Here is a 16,564-nt window from a genome sequence, read left to right as displayed (position 1 = left end):
GACGCCCTCTCCCGTATCTCAAACCAACCCCGCCTTACGCAGCGTCGCCAGTCTTTTTCTTCTCCGCATAGACGCGGATTGGTTCCTTGCGGCCTTCGATCACGTCCTTGTCGATCATCACCTCGTCGACACCGTCCATGCCCGGCAGGTCGAACATCGTATCGAGCAGGATGCTCTCCAGAATCGAGCGAAGACCGCGTGCACCGGTCTTGCGTTCGATGCCCTTCTTGGCGACCGAGACCAGCGCGTCGTCGGTGAAACCGAGCGCGACGTCCTCCATCTCGAACAGCTTCTGGTACTGCTTGACCAGCGCGTTCTTCGGCTCCTTCAGGATCTTCACCAGCGCGTCGACGTCGAGATCCTCGAGCGTCGCGATCACCGGCAGACGCCCGACGAACTCGGGGATAAGCCCGAACTTCAACAGATCCTCAGGCTCGACCGACTTCAGCGTCTCGCCCGTCTTGCGCTCGTCCGGCCCGGCGACATACGCACCGAAACCGATCGACTTGCCCTGCAGACGATCACCGATAATCTTCTCGAGACCCGAGAACGCACCGCCGCAGATGAACAGGATGTTGGTCGTATCCACCTGCAGGAACTCCTGCTGTGGATGTTTCCGCCCACCCTGCGGAGGCACCGACGCGGTGGTGCCCTCCATCAGCTTCAGCAACGCCTGCTGCACGCCTTCGCCCGACACGTCGCGCGTGATCGAGGGGTTCTCGGCCTTGCGCGAAATCTTGTCGATCTCGTCGATATAGACGATCCCGCGCTGCGCCCGCTCGACGTTGTAGTCCGACGCCTGGAGCAGCTTGAGGATGATGTTCTCGACATCCTCGCCGACGTAGCCGGCTTCGGTCAGCGTCGTCGCATCGGCCATCGTGAACGGCACGTCGAGGATGCGGGCGAGCGTCTGCGCGAGCAGCGTCTTGCCGCAACCGGTCGGCCCGACCAGCAGGATGTTCGACTTGGACAGCTCGACATCGGCACCCTTGGCGCCGTGGTTGAGCCGCTTGTAGTGATTGTGCACCGCCACCGACAGCACGCGCTTCGCGCGCTTCTGGCCGATCACGTAATCGTCGAGGACGTCGCAGATCTCCTGCGGAGTCGGCACGCCGCCGTCCTTCTTGGACACCAGCGCAGACTTCGTCTCCTCACGGATGATGTCGTTGCATAGCTCGACGCACTCGTCGCAGATGAAGACCGTCGGCCCGGCGATCAACTTGCGGACCTCGTGCTGCGACTTCCCGCAGAACGAGCAATAGAGGGTGCTCTTCGAGTCGCCACCGCTCAGCTTCGTCATTCAATCACCTCTCGCGCATGTCGGTGCACGTGCCGTTTCCGGGGCCGCTACCGTAACGCACCCCGGAGTTCCTACAATCAAATAAACCGGCGGGGTTTACGATTCACCCCATGCCAGTGTCGTTCAAGCGGGTTTCGGGGCATCCTCGGATACCGCCGGGCGCTTGTCGAACACCTCGTCGATCAGCCCGAAATCCTTCGCCTCGTTCGCTTCGAGGAACGTATCGCGGTCCATCCGGCGCTCGATCTCTTCGATCGGCTGGCCGGTATACTGCGAATACAGCTCGTTCATGCGCTTGCGGATGCGCAGGATCTCGCGCGCCTGGATCTCGATGTCGCTAGCCATGCCCTGGGCACCACCCGATGGCTGATGGATCATGATGCGTGCGTTGGTCATCGCGACGCGCATGCCGGGCTCGCCGCTCGCGAGCAGGAAGCTGCCCATCGAGGCGGCCTGACCGATGCAGACGGTCCCGACGCGCGGACGGATGTACCGCATCGTGTCGTGGATCGCCATGCCCGCCGTGACGACACCGCCCGGCGAGTTGATATACATGAAGATGTCCTTCTTCGGGTTCTCGGACTCGAGGAAGAGCAGCTGCGCGGTGATCAGCGAGGCCATGCCGTCCTCGACGCCACCGGTCACGAAGATGATGCGCTCGCGGAGCAGGCGCGAGAAGATGTCGAACGAACGCTCGCCGCGGTTCGACTGCTCGATGACGATGGGAACCAGGCCTGCTTGCGTCTGCTGCAGGCCGAGCCCGGCGCTGGCCAACGGGCTCGCGAAATCGCCGGTCTCGAACGGATTGTGCATGGAAATCTCTCTTATGCCCCAGTGAACCGCTAACATCGGCGGTCCGAGAGGGGAGTTCAAGCCCTGCCTGCTGCTCGGCGCGGGGACTGCTTGCCCTCGCCCCTCCGGGGAGAGGGAGGGGCCCGCCCGCGCTTGCGGGTGGGAGGGTGAGCGGCGGTTGGGATCCGCCAACCGCCCCTCACCCTCCCGTCGCCAAGTGGCTCCTCCTTCCCTCTCCCCGGAGGGGCGAGGGAGTCAGATGCCTGGGGCGGGGTAAGCCAGGTACGCCAGGCGGCGGACTTCGCGGCGGCCGCGGACGACCGTGTCGAGGATCAGACCGGTGAAGACGTTGAGCGCAGCGAAGATGCCCAGACCGGTGATCAGGATCGCGGTCGGGAAGCGTGGCACCTGGTGGATCTCGATGTACGTCAGCACCAGCGGGATGCCGAGGATCAGCGCGAGCAGGCCGAACACGCTGCCGATCGCGCCGAAGAACCAGAGCGGCCGCTCGATCCGGTACAGAGTCATGATCGTGCGGAGGATGCGCCACCCGTCGCCGTACGTGCTGAGCTTCGATTCGGAGCCTTCGGGGCGCGCGTAATAGGGCGTCTCGACCTCGCCGATCGGCATCTTGAGTTCGAGCGCGTGGACGCTGATCTCGGTCTCGATCTCGAACCCGGCCGACAGCGACGGGAAGCTCTTGACGAACCGGCGCGAGAACACGCGGTAGCCTGAGAGGATGTCGGTGAAGCTGCGGCCAAACAGGCGGGCAAGCATACCGGTGAGCAGCGCGTTGCCGAACCGATGCCCGCGGCGGTAGCTTTCCTGGACCTGGCTGATGCGTGAGCCGACGACCATGTCGAGCTGCTCGTCGAGCACGCGCGCGACCAGATTTGGTGCGGAGGCGGCGTCGTAGGTCGCGTCGCCATCGGCCATCACGTAGATGTCGGCGTCGATATCGGCGAACATCCGGCGGACGACAGCGCCCTTGCCCTGGATGCGCTCGGTTCGGACGACCGCGCCGGCGGCGCGCGCGACCTCGATCGTGCGGTCGGCGCTGTTGTTATCGTAGACGAAGATGGTGGCGCCGGGCAGCGCGGCACGGAAACCGGCAATCGTCTGCGCGATCGCGGCGTCCTCGTTGTAGCACGGGAGCAGGACGGCGATTCTCGGTTCGGTCATGGCCTGCCCTTGCGGAGTTGAAGACGGTATTTCAGTCACCGAACAACCCTAAAATGCACTTCCCCGGCGGAGGCCGGGGCCCAATTGGAAAAGGTCCATAACGAAGCATCGCGCATCGTTACAGCTACCTTTCCGATTGGACCCCGGCCTACGCCGGGGAGGTGACCCGGTTGGGTGGAGCGCCTCACTTACTGAGGCGCTCGAACGTGCGTTACGCCTCGGTCTTGGTCGCGGCCTTCTTCGCGCGCGGCTTCTTCGCCGGTGCGTCGGCAGCTTCGGTGCCCTCTGCGTTCTCGGCAGCAACCGGCGACGACTCCGTCACGGCGGTCTCCGCTTCAACCGGAGCCGCCTTCTTCTTGGCAGGCGCCTTCTTCGCAGGCTTGGCCTCGTCCGTCGCGTCCGAAGCAGATGCCTCGTCCGTCACGGCGTCATCCGAAGCAGCCTCGTCCGACGCTGGCTTGCCCTTCTTGGCCGCAGCCTTCTTCTTCGGCTTGTGGTTGTCGTGATCATGCGTGTGCGTGCCGCTGGCGAACCCGTCCTCGCTCTCGATCGCGGCTTCCAGCTCCTCACGCGTCGCTTTGCGATCGGTGATCTCGGCCTTCTCGAACAGGAAGTCGACGACCTTGTCCTCGTACAGCGGCGCACGCAGCTGGGCGGCCGCCATCGGCTCCTGCTGGACGTACTGCATGAACTGCTGGCGCTGCTCGGCGGGATACTGCTGCGCCGCCTGTGCCAGCAGACGCTGCATTTCCTGGTTGGACACCTCGACGCCGTTGGCCTGGCCGATCTCGGACAGGAGCAGGCCCAGGCGCACGCGACGCTCGGCGATCTTGCGGTAATCGTCGCGCTCGCCTTCCATCTCGGCCATCGCAGCCTCGGGATCGGTCTCATGCGTGGCTTCGTGCTGGAGCTGCGACCAGATCTGGTTGAACTCGGCCTCGACCATCGACGGCGGCACTTCGAAGTCGTGACCCTCGGCGAGCTGGTCGAGCAGCTTGCGCTTCATGTGCGTACGCGTGAGACCGTTATGCTCCTGCTCGATCTGACCCTTCAACAGCCCCGTGAGCTGCTCGAGGCTCTCGAGACCCAGCGACTTCGCCAGATCCTCGTCGATCTTGCTCTCGCCCGCGGTCTTCACCGACTTGACGGTGATGTCGAACGTCGCCGGCTGGCCTGCGAGCGACTTCTCCTGATACTCCTCAGGGAAGGTCACGTTCAGGACCTTGTCGTCGCCGGTCTTCACGCCGACGAGCTGATCCTCGAAGCCCGGGATCAGACGACCCGAACCGAGCTCGACGCCCATGTCGGTGCCCGTGCCGCCCTCGAACGCGACGCCATCGGCAGTTTTGCCGACGAAATCGACGGTGACGAGATCGCCCATTGCCGCGACGTAATCGTCGGCCGCGTCGTCCCACTTCTTCTGCTGGTCGGCAAACTTCTGGAGCTGCTCGGTGACCGCGTCGTCCGCGACGGGCACGGTCAGGCGCTCGAGCTTGATGCCGTCGATCGCGGGTGCGGGGACCTGCGGGAGGACCTCCATCTCGACCTTGACCACGGCGTCCTTGCCGAGGTCATAGCCGTCTTCGAGCTCGACCGAAGGCTGCATCGCGGGGCGAAGCTGCTTTTCGGCGACGAGCGTCTGGACGCTCTCCTGGATCGCCGCGTTCAGCGCGTCCTGCGTGAGCGCCGGGCCGTGCATCTTGCGGATCAGGTTCGCCGGTACCTTGCCCGGACGGAAGCCCGGCATCTTCATCTGCGGCGCGAGGCGCTTCAGCTCGACATCGACCTTGGCATCGATATCCTTCGCGGTGATGGTGAGCGTAAAGGCGCGCTTGAGGCCCTCGTTCAACGTCTCGACAGTCTGCATGTCCGGCCTTTGTCTAAAAGAGCATTCAGGATAATTCTTCGGGCGGTCGCCTCGCCTGCGCGGCGGGCTGGTGCGGGCGAAGGGACTCGAACCCCCACATCTTGCGATACTTGGACCTAAACCAAGCGCGTCTACCAGTTCCGCCACGCCCGCACAGGACATCGCCGTAGCGGGCGCGTCTATACCAACGATGCATGCGGGGGCAAGCACATAGGCAACTCCCGCTGATTACAGGCGTTGAACATCTAGAAGGAGAGACATCATGGCTACCCAACCCCCGGCAGAATTCCCGACCCCGACGTCGCCCGTCGAGCCGACTGCGCCGCCGCCCGAGTTCAATCCGCCCGCGCCGGACATCGACGTGCCAGCGCCTGGAACGCCGTCGAACGATCCCGCACCCGTCCAGCCGGAGTTTTGAGCGTGAACGATCCCCATTCGGGCACGAACCCCGAAACGCTCCCCGAGGACCGTGACGAGGACACCCGCAGCGACATCGAACAGGCGGTGGAGTCGCGTTCGGACGCGGTCGAGCGCGGCGAAGGCGGCGATGAGCCCGAGACGTTCACGGACAGCGGCATGCCCGACGGCGTCGGTGGTACCGGCGGCGTCGTGAAGAACCAGGACAACGACGCGCAGTAAGCGTCATGAGGTCGGCAGATGGTGGTCGGTGCGATATGCATCGACCGCCATCAAAAGGCCGGCAATTTCCGCCATCGAGAGTAGGAACGAGCGTTCACCGCCGTTTTGCGCCGATATCTTGAATGGCCATGACGGTGTTCCATCGCCGACATACAGCTTGGCATTGGCGTTCAACAGCGGCGCGCCGATCGCAAACCCGACGGTCTCGGACCTCAAGCAAGCAAAGCCCCTCGAACATGATGCCCTCACGCGCGCGATCCGTTGCGTCGCGACCGCGCGCGGCCCCGCGGGCGTTGCATAATTGGCCGTATTCCAATTCGCCCAACCATAGTCGCGATACCGTATCCTGACATAGGCCTGATACGAGGCCCGGCCCGTCGTCTTGTCGATAAAGGCCCGAAGAAAGACGTCATCGAGCGCAGGCCCCAGCAGGGGCTTTCGCTCGACGAATCCGTTCGCCGTGGTGATCGTCGCAACGGTGTCCAGAGCGTCGTCCTGGAGCGTCGTTCGGGCCTGGAATTGCGCTGGTGTCATCGCCGCAAGCCGCCGCTCGCCGCTGGACTGGCTTGATGCAGCCGATGCCTGACCGATGACGAGCGTCAGGATCGCGACCGTCATTGTCCGTCTGATCGCCATCTGCCGCCTCCCCGTCTCAGTGAAGCGCGTTCGACTAACACGCGCAATCCGTAGGAACGGCAATCCGGCCGGTTTCGGATCGGTCCTTTGTCGAGCGTCGTTCGCTCACGCGCCGGTCAGCACCGATACAGGTTGCCGCGACTACGCTAAGATATTGCATTCGCCTCTGTTTCAGGACCCGTCGATCTTCACGCTGCCCAACCCCAGCCAACCGCACACGCTGTATGTTGCACTCGGCATCGCTGTCGTCGTGCTCGTCGTCGCGCAGCGCATTCCGATCGTGCGGACGCTGGTGAATATCGGCGTGACGCTCGTGCTGGTCGGCTTGCTGTTCGTCGCGGTCGACCAACGGCGCCAGTTCGACCCGTATGTCGGCAAGATCGCCCGGTTCCTGAAGATCGAGGACCAGCAGGTGGTCGGCGGCGAGGTTCGTATCCGGATGTCGCCGGACGGCCATTTCTGGGCGCGCGCGACGATCGACGGGGTTAGCCGGCGGTTGTTGATCGACAGCGGGGCGACGATCACCGCGATCTCGGAACAGACGGCGGACGCTGCAGGAATCGACGCGCGGGTCGGCGTGGTGCCGATCGTGCTGCAGACCGCCAATGGGTCGATTGCGGCGAAGACGGGGACGATCGCGAGCTTGCGCCTCGGTGTGATCGTCGCGCGGGACTTGCAGGTCGTGGTGTCGCCGGCGTTTGGCGAGACGAACGTGCTGGGGATGAACTTCCTGTCGCGGCTGGCGTCGTGGCGCGTGGAGGAGAACACGCTGATCCTGGTGCCGCATCATCCGCAGAAGATGGATGGGTAAGGCCGCCCCCTTACACAACCACCACGGCGAAGGCCGGAGCCCAATTGGAAAGGTTGCAGTAACGAAGCGCTGCCCCTCGTTATCACCGTGCCCCAATTGGGCTCCGGCCTTCGCCGGGGTGGTGGCGATTGGGGAGATGGCCGCCCTTCTGTTCCCTCGCGAACGCGGGGGCCCAGGAATCAAGCAGCGCTGCGTTCGGTTGCCCTGGACTCCCGCCTTCGCGGGAGAACGGAAAGGGCGGGAGACCAGCAGGTGCAGGAGAGAGAGAGAGAGAGAGAGAGAGAGCGAAGTCGGTAGCTTTACGAAGCCACCGACTCCCCAAGCATCCCCTTCAGAACCTCGTTCACGACAGCAGGGTTGGCCTTCCCCCCCATCGCCTTCATCGTTTGGCCCACGAAGAACCCGAACAGCTTGTCCTTGCCGCCGCGGTAATCAGCGACCTTGTCCGCGTTCGCCGCCATCACCTCGGCAATCACCTTCTCGATCGCCCCGGTATCGCTGGTCTGCTTCAACCCGCGATCCTCGACCACCTTCGCCGCGCCGTCGCCGGTCTCGAGCATCACCTCGAACACCTGCTTGGCAAGACTCCCCGACAGCGTGCCGTCCGCGATCAGCCCCAGCAATTCCGCCGCCTGTGCCGGCGACACCGGCGAGTTCTCGATATCCTTGCCAGTCCGGTTCAACGCCCCGAACAGCTCCGACGTCGTCCAGTTCGCCGCCGCCGCCGGCTTCACGCCCGCGTCGAGCAACGCATCGAACCACCGCGCCGCCTCGACCTCGGCGGTCAGCACCGTCGCCTGATACGCGGTGATCCCGAGCGCCTCGTACCGCGCGCGCTTCGCATCCGGCAGTTCGGGCAACGAAGCCCGACACTCGGCCAGGAACGCATCGTCGAGCACCAGCGGCAACAGGTCGGGATCGGGGAAGTAGCGGTAATCATGCGCGTCTTCCTTCGATCGCATCGAGCGTGTCTCGTTGCGATCGGGATCGTAGAGCCGCGTCTCCTGCTGGATCTTGCCACCGGCCTCGAGCACCTCGACCTGACGCTTGGCCTCCTGCTCGACCACCGCCATCACGAAGCGCACCGAATTGACGTTCTTCGTCTCGGTCCGCGTGCCGAGCTCGTCGCCGGGCTTGCGCACGCTGACGTTGACGTCGGCGCGCATCGAGCCCTCTTCCATGTTGCCGTCGCACGAGCCTACATAGCGCAGGATCGATCGCAGCTTTCGCAGGTAAGCCCCTGTTTCCGCTGGCGATGCCAGATCGGGCTTCGACACGATCTCCATCAGCGCAACGCCCGACCGGTTGAGGTCGACATACGACTGGGTCGGATGCTGGTCGTGCATCAGCTTGCCCGCATCCTGCTCGACATGGATGCGCTCGACGCCGATCCGCTTGCCCGCGGCATCGGGGTTCTTCTCGTCGAGGCTGATGTCGATCGCGCCCTCACCGACGATCGGATGATAGAGCTGGCTGATCTGATAGCCCTGCGGCAGATCGGCGTAGAAATAGTTCTTCCGGTCGAACCGCGACCATTTGTTGATCTGCGCCTCGATCGCCATGCCCGTGCGGACCGCCTGACGGATGCACTCGCGGTTCGGCACCGGCAGCATGCCCGGCATCGCCGCATCGACCAGCGACACCTGCGTGTTGGGCTCCGCGCCGAACGCAGTCGCCGCGCCCGAAAAGAGCTTGGCGTTCGACGTCACCTGCGCGTGCACTTCGAGGCCGACCACGACCTCCCACTCGCCGGTTTCGCCCTGGATACGATAGTTCGATTCAGTCATTGTCTTTCAACCTACCGCTTGAGCGCCGGAACAAGCTGAGCTTTTTCTCAGCTGCTGCCCTGACCGGCCGCTCGATCTTTACTCTTCGCCGGGCAGGCAGGTCATCTTCTCGACCCGGAACAAAGCCGGGCAATAATCGGGACAAGTCCCCAATCGCGCCCAGCCAGTCCAGTAGATTTACCACCAAACATCCGGCCTGGCGACGAACCCTGCTCGCTGTTCGATCGCGAGCCCTGCGTTCAGCACGCCTTGTTCGTCGAGCGGCTTGCCGATGATCTGCAGCCCGAGCGGCAGACCCTGCTTGTCGAGACCACCCGGCACCGACATCGCCGGCAACCCCGCAAGCGAAGACGGCACGGTGAAGACGTCGTTCAGATACATCGCGATCGGATCGGCCGACTTCTCGCCGAGCGCGAATGCCGCCGACGGTGCGGTCGGGGTGAGCAGGACGTCGCACGTCTCCCAGGCCCGTTCGAAATCACGCGCGATCAGCGTCCGGACTTTCTGCGCCTGCGTGTAATACGCGTCGTAGAAACCCGCCGACAGCACGTAGGTGCCGATCATGATGCGACGCTTCACCTCGGGGCCGAAGCCGTCGGCACGCGTCGCGGCGTACATGTCCTGCAAGCCGGCGCCGGTCGGCAGGTCACGGATCCCGTAGCGGACGCCGTCATAGCGCGCGAGGTTCGACGACGCTTCGGCCGGCGCGATGATGTAATAAGCGGGCAGCGCGTATTTGGTGTGCGGAAGCGAGACCTCGACGATCGTCGCGCCGGCATCCTTCAGCCAGTCGATGCCCTGTTGCCAGAGCGCCTCGATCTCCTCGGGCATCCCGTCGACGCGATATTCCTTGGGAATACCGACGCGCAAACCGTTGAGATTGACCGACAAACCCGCTTCCCACTTCGGTACGTCGAGCTGCAACGAGGTGCCGTCCTTCGCATCGAACCCGGCCATCGCCTCGAGCAGGATCGCGCAGTCGCGGACGTCGCGCGCCATCGGCCCAGCCTGGTCGAGCGACGAGGCGAACGCGATCGTCCCCCAGCGCGAGCAGCGACCATAGGTCGGCTTGATGCCGCTGATGCCGGTGAAGGCGGCGGGCTGGCGGATCGAGCCGCCGGTGTCGGTGCCGGTCGCGGCGGGGCAGAGCCGTGCGGCAACTGCCGACGACGAACCGCCCGACGAACCGCCTGGTGCCAGCGAGGCGTTACCACCATCATTGCGCTTCCACGGCGAGATCACGTTGCCGAACGCCGAGGTCTCGTTCGACGAGCCCATCGCGAACTGGTCCATGTTCAGCTTGCCGAGCATCCCCGCGCCCGCGTCCCAGAGGTTCTGCGAGACGGTCGATTCGTAGGTCGGCGTGAAGCCTTCGAGGATATGGCTCGCCGCGGTCGTCGTGACGCCCTTGGTGCAGAACAGGTCCTTCATGCCGATCGGCACGCCGGCCAGCGGCTTGAGCGTCTCGCCCGCCTCGCGCGCGGTATCGGCGGCAGTGGCAGCCGCGATCGCATGCTCCGGCGTCTCGACAAGAAACGCGTTCAACGCCTTGGCCTGGCTCACCTTTACGATGAACGCATCGGCGACTTCGCGTGCCTTGAACGAGCCGTCGCGGACGCCGTCGCGAATGCCTGCGATCCCGAGATCTGTGAGGTCGGTCATTATTCGATCACCTTGGGCACGGCGAAGAACCCGTGTTCGGCCACGGGCGCGTTGGCGAGGACCTGCTCACGGATCCCGCCGCCGGTCAGCGGGTCGGCGTTGACGACGTCGTCGCGCAGCCGCAGCGTGTTGGGGATGACGGCGGTCATCGGCTCGATACCGGTCGTGTCGACCTCTTCGAGCATCTCGATCCAGCCAAGGATGTTTCCGAGTTCCGGCGCCATGCGGGCGGCGTCCTCGTCGGTGATCGCGATGCGCGCAAGGCTCGCGATCCGCTTCACGGTTGCAGTATCTACGGACATGGGCTGCGGCTAGCACCGGGCGCGCAGGCGGCGCAACACCCTTCGTGATCCCCCGCGGAGGCGGGGGAACACGAAGGTGCGCGATTGCAACGGCGGCGCGCATACGGCACGGGAGCGACACCGCCTGCACGGAAGGTCCCGCTTGGCCCGCAAGTTTCTCTATTTCGTCGCCGCGATGATCGTCCTCGCGATCGCCGCCCTGCTCGCCTACCGCCTGTTCGGCACGCAGCTTATGCGCGTGGCGATGGTCCCGAGCGAGACGTTCCAGCCGCAACGCGAAGCCCCGCGCAACATTTACGCGCGAAAGATCATGTGGCTCGCCCGCCCCGATGCGCCGGGCAATCCCGCGCTCTGGACGCCGACCGGCTACACCCCCGGCAAGCCCGGCACGGGCGCAGCGATCTTCTTCATCCACCCGACCTCGTACATCAACCGCGACCACTGGAACGCGCCGATCGACGATCCGGAGACCAATGCGCGGGCGGAACTGTTCCTGCGCGGCCAGGCGAGCGCTTTCAACGAGGCCGGCGACATCTGGGCGCCACGCTACCGCCAGGCGACGTTCGGCGCGTTCCTGACCAGCGTTGCGGACAGCGAACGCGCGCTGGCACTAGCATACGGCGACGTCTCCGCCGCGTTCGACCGGTTCCTCAAGGAAGCCGGCCCGACCCGCCCGATCATCCTCGCCGGCCACAGCCAGGGCGCGCTCCATCTCACCCGCCTGATCCGCGACCGGATCGCCACCGACCCGAAGCTGAAGGCACGGATCGTCGCGGCGTATGTCGTCGGCTGGCCCGTTTCGCGCGCGACAGACCTTCCGAAGATGGGCCTCCCCGAATGCCGCGCCGCCGAGCAGACCGGCTGCATCCTGTCGTGGGAAAGCTTTGCCGAGCCCGCCGACCCTTCGCTGATCGTCGACGCCTACGACCAGACCACCGGCTTCAACGGCCAGCCGCGCAAGGGCACGCCGATGGTCTGCACCAACCCGCTGACCGGCACCGCCGATGCGACCGCGCCCGCCACCGCCAACCTCGGCACGCTCGTCCCGTCCGCGGACTTGAAGACCGCGACGATGGCGATCGGCAGCGTCCCCGCACGCTGTGCCGACCGCGGTTTCCTGCTGATCGGCGAGGGTCCGAACCTCGGGCCGTACGTGCTGCCCGGCAACAACTACCACGTCTACGACTACAGCCTGTTCTGGGCGAACATCCGCGCCGACGCCAACCGCCGCCTGAAGGCTTTCAAATGATTACCCTCTCCGCCGCGCAGTTCCGCGACGCGCTCCCGAACGGCGGCCGCCTGATCGGTCTCGACGTCGGCACCAAGACGATCGGCACGGCGCTCTGCGACGCTGGCTGGAGCTTCGCGAGCCCCGCGCTCCTTATCCGCCGCACCAAGTTCCAGAAGGACAAGGCCGCGCTCGCCGAGATCATCAAGGCGCAGGCGGTCGTCGGTCTCGTCATCGGTCTCCCCATTAACCTCGACGGCAGCGAAAGCCCGCGCTCGCAATCGACGCGGGCGTTCGCACAGAACCTCAAGGACATGGGCCTCCCGGTTCTGCTCCAGGACGAGCGCTGGTCGACCGTCGCCGTCACCCGCACGCTGATCGAACAGGACGCCAGCCGCGCCAAGCGCGCCGAACTGGTCGACAAGATGGCGGCGGCGTACATCCTCCAGGGCGCGATCGACGCGTTGGTGACCGCACAGATCTGATACTCACCCGTCATCCTGACGAAAGTCAGGATCCAGAGCCAAGAGCGGCGCACTGCTAGGCTCTGGATCCTGGGTCGAGCCCAGGATGACGGAAGGGACGGACGAGGCGTATCGTCATCGCCGCGCTTGCCCCCTGCCCCGCGCGCCACTATCCCGCAGCTTTAATGCGAACCTCAGATCACCGCCCCGCCGCCCTCATCGAAGGCGGCGCCGTCTTCCCGCACCGGCATCTCACCGGCATCGACGGGCTCCAGCCACACGAGATCGCGTTCCTGCTCGACGAGGCGGAGACGTGGGTCGGCGCCAACCGCACGCATGCCACGCCCGACAAGCGGCTGGCCGGGCTTACCCAGATCAACGCGTTCTTCGAGAACAGCACGCGCACGCTCCTGTCGTTCGAGATCGCCGGCAAGCGGCTCGGCGCGGACGTCGTCAACATGCACGCCGCGCAGTCGAGCGTGAAGAAGGGCGAGACGCTGATCGACACCGCGATGACGCTCAATGCGATGCGCGCGGACGTGATCGTGATCCGGCATATGTCGAGCGGCGCCGTGCGGTTGATTGCGGACAAGGTCGACTGTCCGGTCCTGAACGCAGGCGACGGGCGGCACGAGCATCCAACCCAGGCGCTGCTCGACGCGCTGACGATCCGGCGGCGGAAAGGCTCGATCGCGGGGCAGCGCGTCGTGATCTGCGGCGACCTGCTGCACAGCCGCGTCGCGCGGTCGAATATCCTGGCGCTCACTGCGCTTGCCGCGGAGGTCCGCGTCTGCGCGCCGTCAACGCTGATGCCGCCGATGATCGAGCGGATGGGCGTCACCGCGTTTACTGATTTCGACAAAGCCCTGGAGGGTGCTGACGTGGTGATGATGCTCCGGCTCCAGAACGAGCGGATGGACGGCGCGTACGTCCCCTCCACGCGCGAATATCGATTGCGCTACGGGCTGACGCTCGACCGGCTGGCGAAGGCGGCGCCCGATGCGCTGGTGATGCACCCCGGCCCGATGAACCGCGGCGTCGAGATCGACTCCGCCGTCGCTGACCACGCACGGTCGGCGATCACGGAACAGGTCGAGATGGGGGTCGCCGTCCGCATGGCCTGCCTCGACGTGCTGACCAGGCGCGCACGCGGCGTGGAGGGTTGGGCATGATCCTCGCGCTCACCAACGCAACGCTCGCCTGCCCCGTCGGCGGCGTGTCGAAGGGCAATCTGCTGGTCCGCGACGGCGTGATCGTCGCGACCGGGATCGTCGACATTCCCGCCGATGCGACGGTCGTCGATTGCAGCGGCAAGACGGTCGCGCCCGGGATCGTCGACCTCGGAGTCGCGAAGGTCGACCGTGCTGCGTTCCGCGCGGGCGGGATCGTGCGAATCGGCCTCATGCCCGACCAGTCGCCGGTGCTTGACGATCCCGGCATCGTCCAGCGCGCCGCGCTGATCGGCAAGCCCGACCTCTGGATCCATCCGATCGCCGCCGCAACGCGTGGTCTCAAAGGCCATGACCTCGCCGAGATGGCGATCTGTCTTTCGGCGGGTGCGAAGGCGGTCGGCACGGGGAAACACTGGATCGCCGACAGCGGCGTGATGCGGCGCGTGCTCGCCTATGCGCGCGATCTCGACGTGACGGTGATCGCGCATGCCGAGGATGGTGGGCTGACCGCCGGTGCCGTGGCGACCGAGGGTGAGACTGCGACGCGGCTTGGCCTCCCCGCCGCACCGGCGGTGGCCGAGGCGCTGGCGATCGCGCGCGACCTGATGCTCGCCGAGGATACCGGTGCGCGGCTCCACATTCGCCAGGTGACGACGGCGTCCGGGTTCGATCTGATCCGTGCGGCGAAGCGTCGCGGCGTTGCCGTCACGTGCGGCATCACGCCCGCGCATCTGCATTTGTCGGAGATCGCGGTCAGTGATTTCCGCTCGTTCGCGCTGCTGTCGCCGCCGTTGCGTGCGGACAGCGACCGTCGCGCGGCACTCGAGGCGATCGCAGACAGCACGATCGACGTGCTCTGTTCGGGCCATGAGCCGCGCGGACCGGAAGAAAAGCGGCTGCCGTTTACGGACTCGAGCAGCGGGATGGCGGGGGCCGAGACGTTGCTCCCGCTCGCACTGATGCTGGTGCGTGACGAGCGCATCTCGCTGGAGCGGCTGTTCGCGCTGCTGGCGAGCAACCCGGCGCGGGTGCTGGGGCTCGATACGGGGACGCTGGAGGTGGGCAAGCCTGCCGACCTGATGCTGTTCGATCAACTGGCGCCGTGGCAGATCGTCGGCGAGGCGTTCGAGGCCGAGGCGGGGAACACGCCGTTCGATGGCCTACCGGTGCAGGGCCGCGTGTTGCGGTTGTGGAAGGGCGGCCGCGAGGTTCTGTAACGCGGGATCGATAACCAACCGTACCACCCCGGCGGAGGCCGGGGCCCAATTGGGGAACGTCGCCAGCTAATCGCGACCCGCCGCTACGCCAACCTTTCCAGTTGGGCCCCGGCCTTCGCCGGGGTGGTTGTCGATCAGCGGGCAGCGCCTCTACCGCGACGCGAGCTGCATCCCCGGTTTCCGCAGCCACTGCGCCATCGTATCACCTGCGCCCATCCGGACGAAGCACGCGCCCCCCTTGGCGCGATACTGGCGGCACATCGAATCCGCCGCCGAACGACTGAAGCCCCCGACCGACAGACGGTAGAAATCCTCGCCGTCCGCTTTGAAATTCATGCCGTTCGGCGTGTAGCCGGCGAGCACCGCGAACCGCTTGGCGGCACGACCCCATGCATCCCGTGCAACGCCCGCGCTGTCGAACGCCCCCAGCTGCACGTACCAATGGCCGGCGGCTGGCGCCTTCACCTGATAGGCCGCGCTCGCCATGCCGCGTCCCGATGGAGCAGGCATTGCGGCGAGCTTGATCGGACCGCCCGCCGGGCGGAGCATCATCGTCGGCAGGGCCTGGACGAATTCCTGCCGTGGCCCGAACGACACCTTCGAGAAACCCGCGACAGGCGCGGCGGTTGGTACGGCAGCGACCTCGACCGGAGCCTCCACCGCAACCGGATCGGCCGCCGCAAGAGCCTGTTCGGGTGCAGCCGGCGCTCCCGGCAGCATTGGCGTAGGCGTGTTCAACGCCAGTGCAACCGGCTGGCCGCCATCCGCCGCCGCCCGCACGCCGAGCAGGCTCGCAACCTGATCCGAGGCCTTGGCGGGTTGCGCGAAGGTCCCCCATTGCTCCAGCCGCGCATCGACATCAGCCGGCGCCATGTCCGCCGCCGCGACGACGCGCGCCGATTGCCACTGCCCTGCCAGCGCCAGGCTCAAGCCGAGGTTCTGGCGGACCTTCGCGCTCGTCTGCGGCGACCGAGCAACCTCGGTGAGGACGGCGATCCCGCCCGCCGTGTCGCCGGCCAGCGACATCGCCAGCCCGCGGTCGCTTGCCGGGATGATCGCTGCATTGCTGTCCAGCGTGCGCCGGGCCGCCTGCCAATCCCCCGTCGCGATCTGCGACAAGGCAAGGTTCAGCGCGGCCTTTCCATTGGCCGGCGACAGCTGGAGCGTATCGGCGAAGGCGTGGCCCGCAGACGTGAAACGACCCGCCTGGAGATAGCTCTGCCCCAACAGCATCCGGTAGGCGGCCGATTGCGGCATCAGCGCCACCGCGTGTTCGGCATAGCCAACCGCAGCCGGTCCATTGCGGCTCGCCAAGGCCGTCTGCGCCCTGCCCGCGTCGCTCGCGGCACCGTTTGCAGCACCCTGTGCCGCCCCCTTCGCCGCCAGCGCGGCGCTGCGATCGCCGGCCGATGCCACGCCGCCGCCATTGGCCGCACAGCCTACCATCGTTCCGCCGAGCAGCAGAGCGGAGACGCCGCCAAGAAATAGTGCACGCGTGTTCATCG

Annotated in this window: 16 protein-coding genes and 1 tRNA gene; 7 read left to right on the top strand and 10 right to left on the bottom strand. The window is 66.0% G+C overall.

Features of this window, described 5'->3' with window-relative positions:
• Positions 1 to 34: 34 nt before the first annotated feature.
• From clpX to ASG20_RS02685, 5 genes are all read right to left on the bottom strand, one after another.
• The gene (gene clpX / locus ASG20_RS02705) at positions 35 to 1,300 is read right to left on the bottom strand and encodes an ATP-dependent Clp protease ATP-binding subunit ClpX (RefSeq protein WP_056048170.1); all 1,266 of its coding nucleotides are present in this window, start codon (positions 1,298 to 1,300) and stop codon (positions 35 to 37) included.
• 123 nt (positions 1,301 to 1,423) lie between these two features.
• Entirely contained in the window at positions 1,424 to 2,113 is a 690-nt protein-coding gene (locus tag ASG20_RS02700) for an ATP-dependent Clp protease proteolytic subunit (protein ID WP_056048165.1), read from the bottom strand.
• A gap of 234 nt (positions 2,114 to 2,347) precedes the next feature.
• Positions 2,348 to 3,274 (bottom strand): glycosyltransferase family 2 protein, encoded by a 927-nt coding sequence (locus tag ASG20_RS02695; protein ID WP_056048162.1) that lies wholly within the window; start codon positions 3,272 to 3,274, stop codon positions 2,348 to 2,350.
• A gap of 211 nt (positions 3,275 to 3,485) precedes the next feature.
• Positions 3,486 to 5,141 (bottom strand): trigger factor, encoded by a 1,656-nt coding sequence (tig, locus tag ASG20_RS02690; protein ID WP_056048159.1) that lies wholly within the window; start codon positions 5,139 to 5,141, stop codon positions 3,486 to 3,488.
• Between the two features lie 68 nt (positions 5,142 to 5,209).
• A tRNA-Leu gene (locus tag ASG20_RS02685) sits at positions 5,210 to 5,294 on the bottom strand.
• 109 nt (positions 5,295 to 5,403) lie between these two features.
• Here ASG20_RS02685 and ASG20_RS19605 point away from each other — a divergent pair.
• Both ASG20_RS19605 and ASG20_RS02680 read left to right on the top strand, forming a co-directional pair.
• Positions 5,404 to 5,559 (top strand): hypothetical protein, encoded by a 156-nt coding sequence (locus ASG20_RS19605; protein WP_168371595.1) that lies wholly within the window; start codon positions 5,404 to 5,406, stop codon positions 5,557 to 5,559.
• A gap of 2 nt (positions 5,560 to 5,561) precedes the next feature.
• A complete protein-coding gene (locus ASG20_RS02680) occupies positions 5,562 to 5,780 on the top strand; it encodes a hypothetical protein (protein WP_082470701.1) in 219 nt (72 codons plus the stop codon).
• A gap of 3 nt (positions 5,781 to 5,783) precedes the next feature.
• On the opposite strand, the gene ASG20_RS02675 is transcribed toward ASG20_RS02680, so the two are convergent.
• Positions 5,784 to 6,398: a hypothetical protein gene (locus ASG20_RS02675; protein ID WP_056048154.1), complete on the bottom strand. Its 615-nt coding sequence runs from the start codon at positions 6,396 to 6,398 to the stop codon at positions 5,784 to 5,786.
• A gap of 172 nt (positions 6,399 to 6,570) precedes the next feature.
• On the opposite strand from ASG20_RS02675, the gene ASG20_RS02670 reads away from it, so the two are divergent.
• Positions 6,571 to 7,227, top strand: a complete 657-nt coding sequence (locus ASG20_RS02670; protein WP_231420331.1) for a retropepsin-like aspartic protease family protein — start codon at positions 6,571 to 6,573, stop codon at positions 7,225 to 7,227.
• Positions 7,228 to 7,526: 299 nt separating this feature from the next.
• Here ASG20_RS02670 and gatB read toward each other — a convergent pair whose 3' ends face one another.
• The 3 genes from gatB to gatC all read right to left on the bottom strand — a co-directional run bounded on the left by gatB (position 7,527) and on the right by gatC (position 10,978).
• On the bottom strand, positions 7,527 to 9,014 hold the full coding sequence (gatB, locus tag ASG20_RS02665; protein WP_056048151.1) for an Asp-tRNA(Asn)/Glu-tRNA(Gln) amidotransferase subunit GatB: 1,488 nt from the start codon (positions 9,012 to 9,014) through the stop codon (positions 7,527 to 7,529).
• 177 nt (positions 9,015 to 9,191) lie between these two features.
• Positions 9,192 to 10,676 carry an Asp-tRNA(Asn)/Glu-tRNA(Gln) amidotransferase subunit GatA gene (gene gatA, locus ASG20_RS02660; RefSeq protein WP_056048148.1) on the bottom strand — a complete coding sequence of 495 codons (1,485 nt, stop codon included), beginning with the start codon at positions 10,674 to 10,676 and terminating at the stop codon, positions 9,192 to 9,194.
• Positions 10,676 to 10,978 carry an Asp-tRNA(Asn)/Glu-tRNA(Gln) amidotransferase subunit GatC gene (gatC, locus tag ASG20_RS02655; protein WP_056048145.1) on the bottom strand — a complete coding sequence of 101 codons (303 nt, stop codon included), beginning with the start codon at positions 10,976 to 10,978 and terminating at the stop codon, positions 10,676 to 10,678. Before gatC ends, gatA begins: the two co-directional genes overlap by 1 nt.
• 142 nt (positions 10,979 to 11,120) lie before the next feature.
• Between gatC and ASG20_RS02650 the strand changes: the two genes are divergently transcribed.
• The 4 genes from ASG20_RS02650 (at position 11,121) to ASG20_RS02635 (ending at position 15,059) form a co-directional block, all read left to right on the top strand.
• Positions 11,121 to 12,227: a DUF3089 domain-containing protein gene (locus ASG20_RS02650; RefSeq protein WP_056048142.1), complete on the top strand. Its 1,107-nt coding sequence runs from the start codon at positions 11,121 to 11,123 to the stop codon at positions 12,225 to 12,227.
• Positions 12,224 to 12,691: a Holliday junction resolvase RuvX gene (gene ruvX, locus ASG20_RS02645; RefSeq protein ID WP_056048139.1), complete on the top strand. Its 468-nt coding sequence runs from the start codon at positions 12,224 to 12,226 to the stop codon at positions 12,689 to 12,691. Before ASG20_RS02650 ends, ruvX begins: the two co-directional genes overlap by 4 nt.
• A gap of 164 nt (positions 12,692 to 12,855) precedes the next feature.
• Positions 12,856 to 13,842 carry an aspartate carbamoyltransferase catalytic subunit gene (locus ASG20_RS02640; RefSeq protein ID WP_056048137.1) on the top strand — a complete coding sequence of 329 codons (987 nt, stop codon included), beginning with the start codon at positions 12,856 to 12,858 and terminating at the stop codon, positions 13,840 to 13,842.
• A complete protein-coding gene (locus ASG20_RS02635; protein WP_056048132.1) occupies positions 13,839 to 15,059 on the top strand; it encodes a dihydroorotase in 1,221 nt (406 codons plus the stop codon). The genes ASG20_RS02640 and ASG20_RS02635 overlap by 4 nt, the downstream gene beginning before the upstream one ends.
• 150 nt (positions 15,060 to 15,209) lie before the next feature.
• On the opposite strand, the gene ASG20_RS02630 is transcribed toward ASG20_RS02635, so the two are convergent.
• On the bottom strand, positions 15,210 to 16,562 hold the full coding sequence (locus ASG20_RS02630) for an SPOR domain-containing protein (RefSeq protein ID WP_056048129.1): 1,353 nt from the start codon (positions 16,560 to 16,562) through the stop codon (positions 15,210 to 15,212).
• Between the last annotated feature and the right edge of the window lie 2 nt (positions 16,563 to 16,564).

The sequence above is a fragment of the Sphingomonas sp. Leaf198 genome (genome assembly GCF_001424005.1).
GTDB lineage: Bacteria > Pseudomonadota > Alphaproteobacteria > Sphingomonadales > Sphingomonadaceae > Sphingomonas.
The sequence above is the reverse complement of the archived record's forward strand: the minus strand, read 5'-3'. Positions and strand labels throughout refer to the sequence as shown.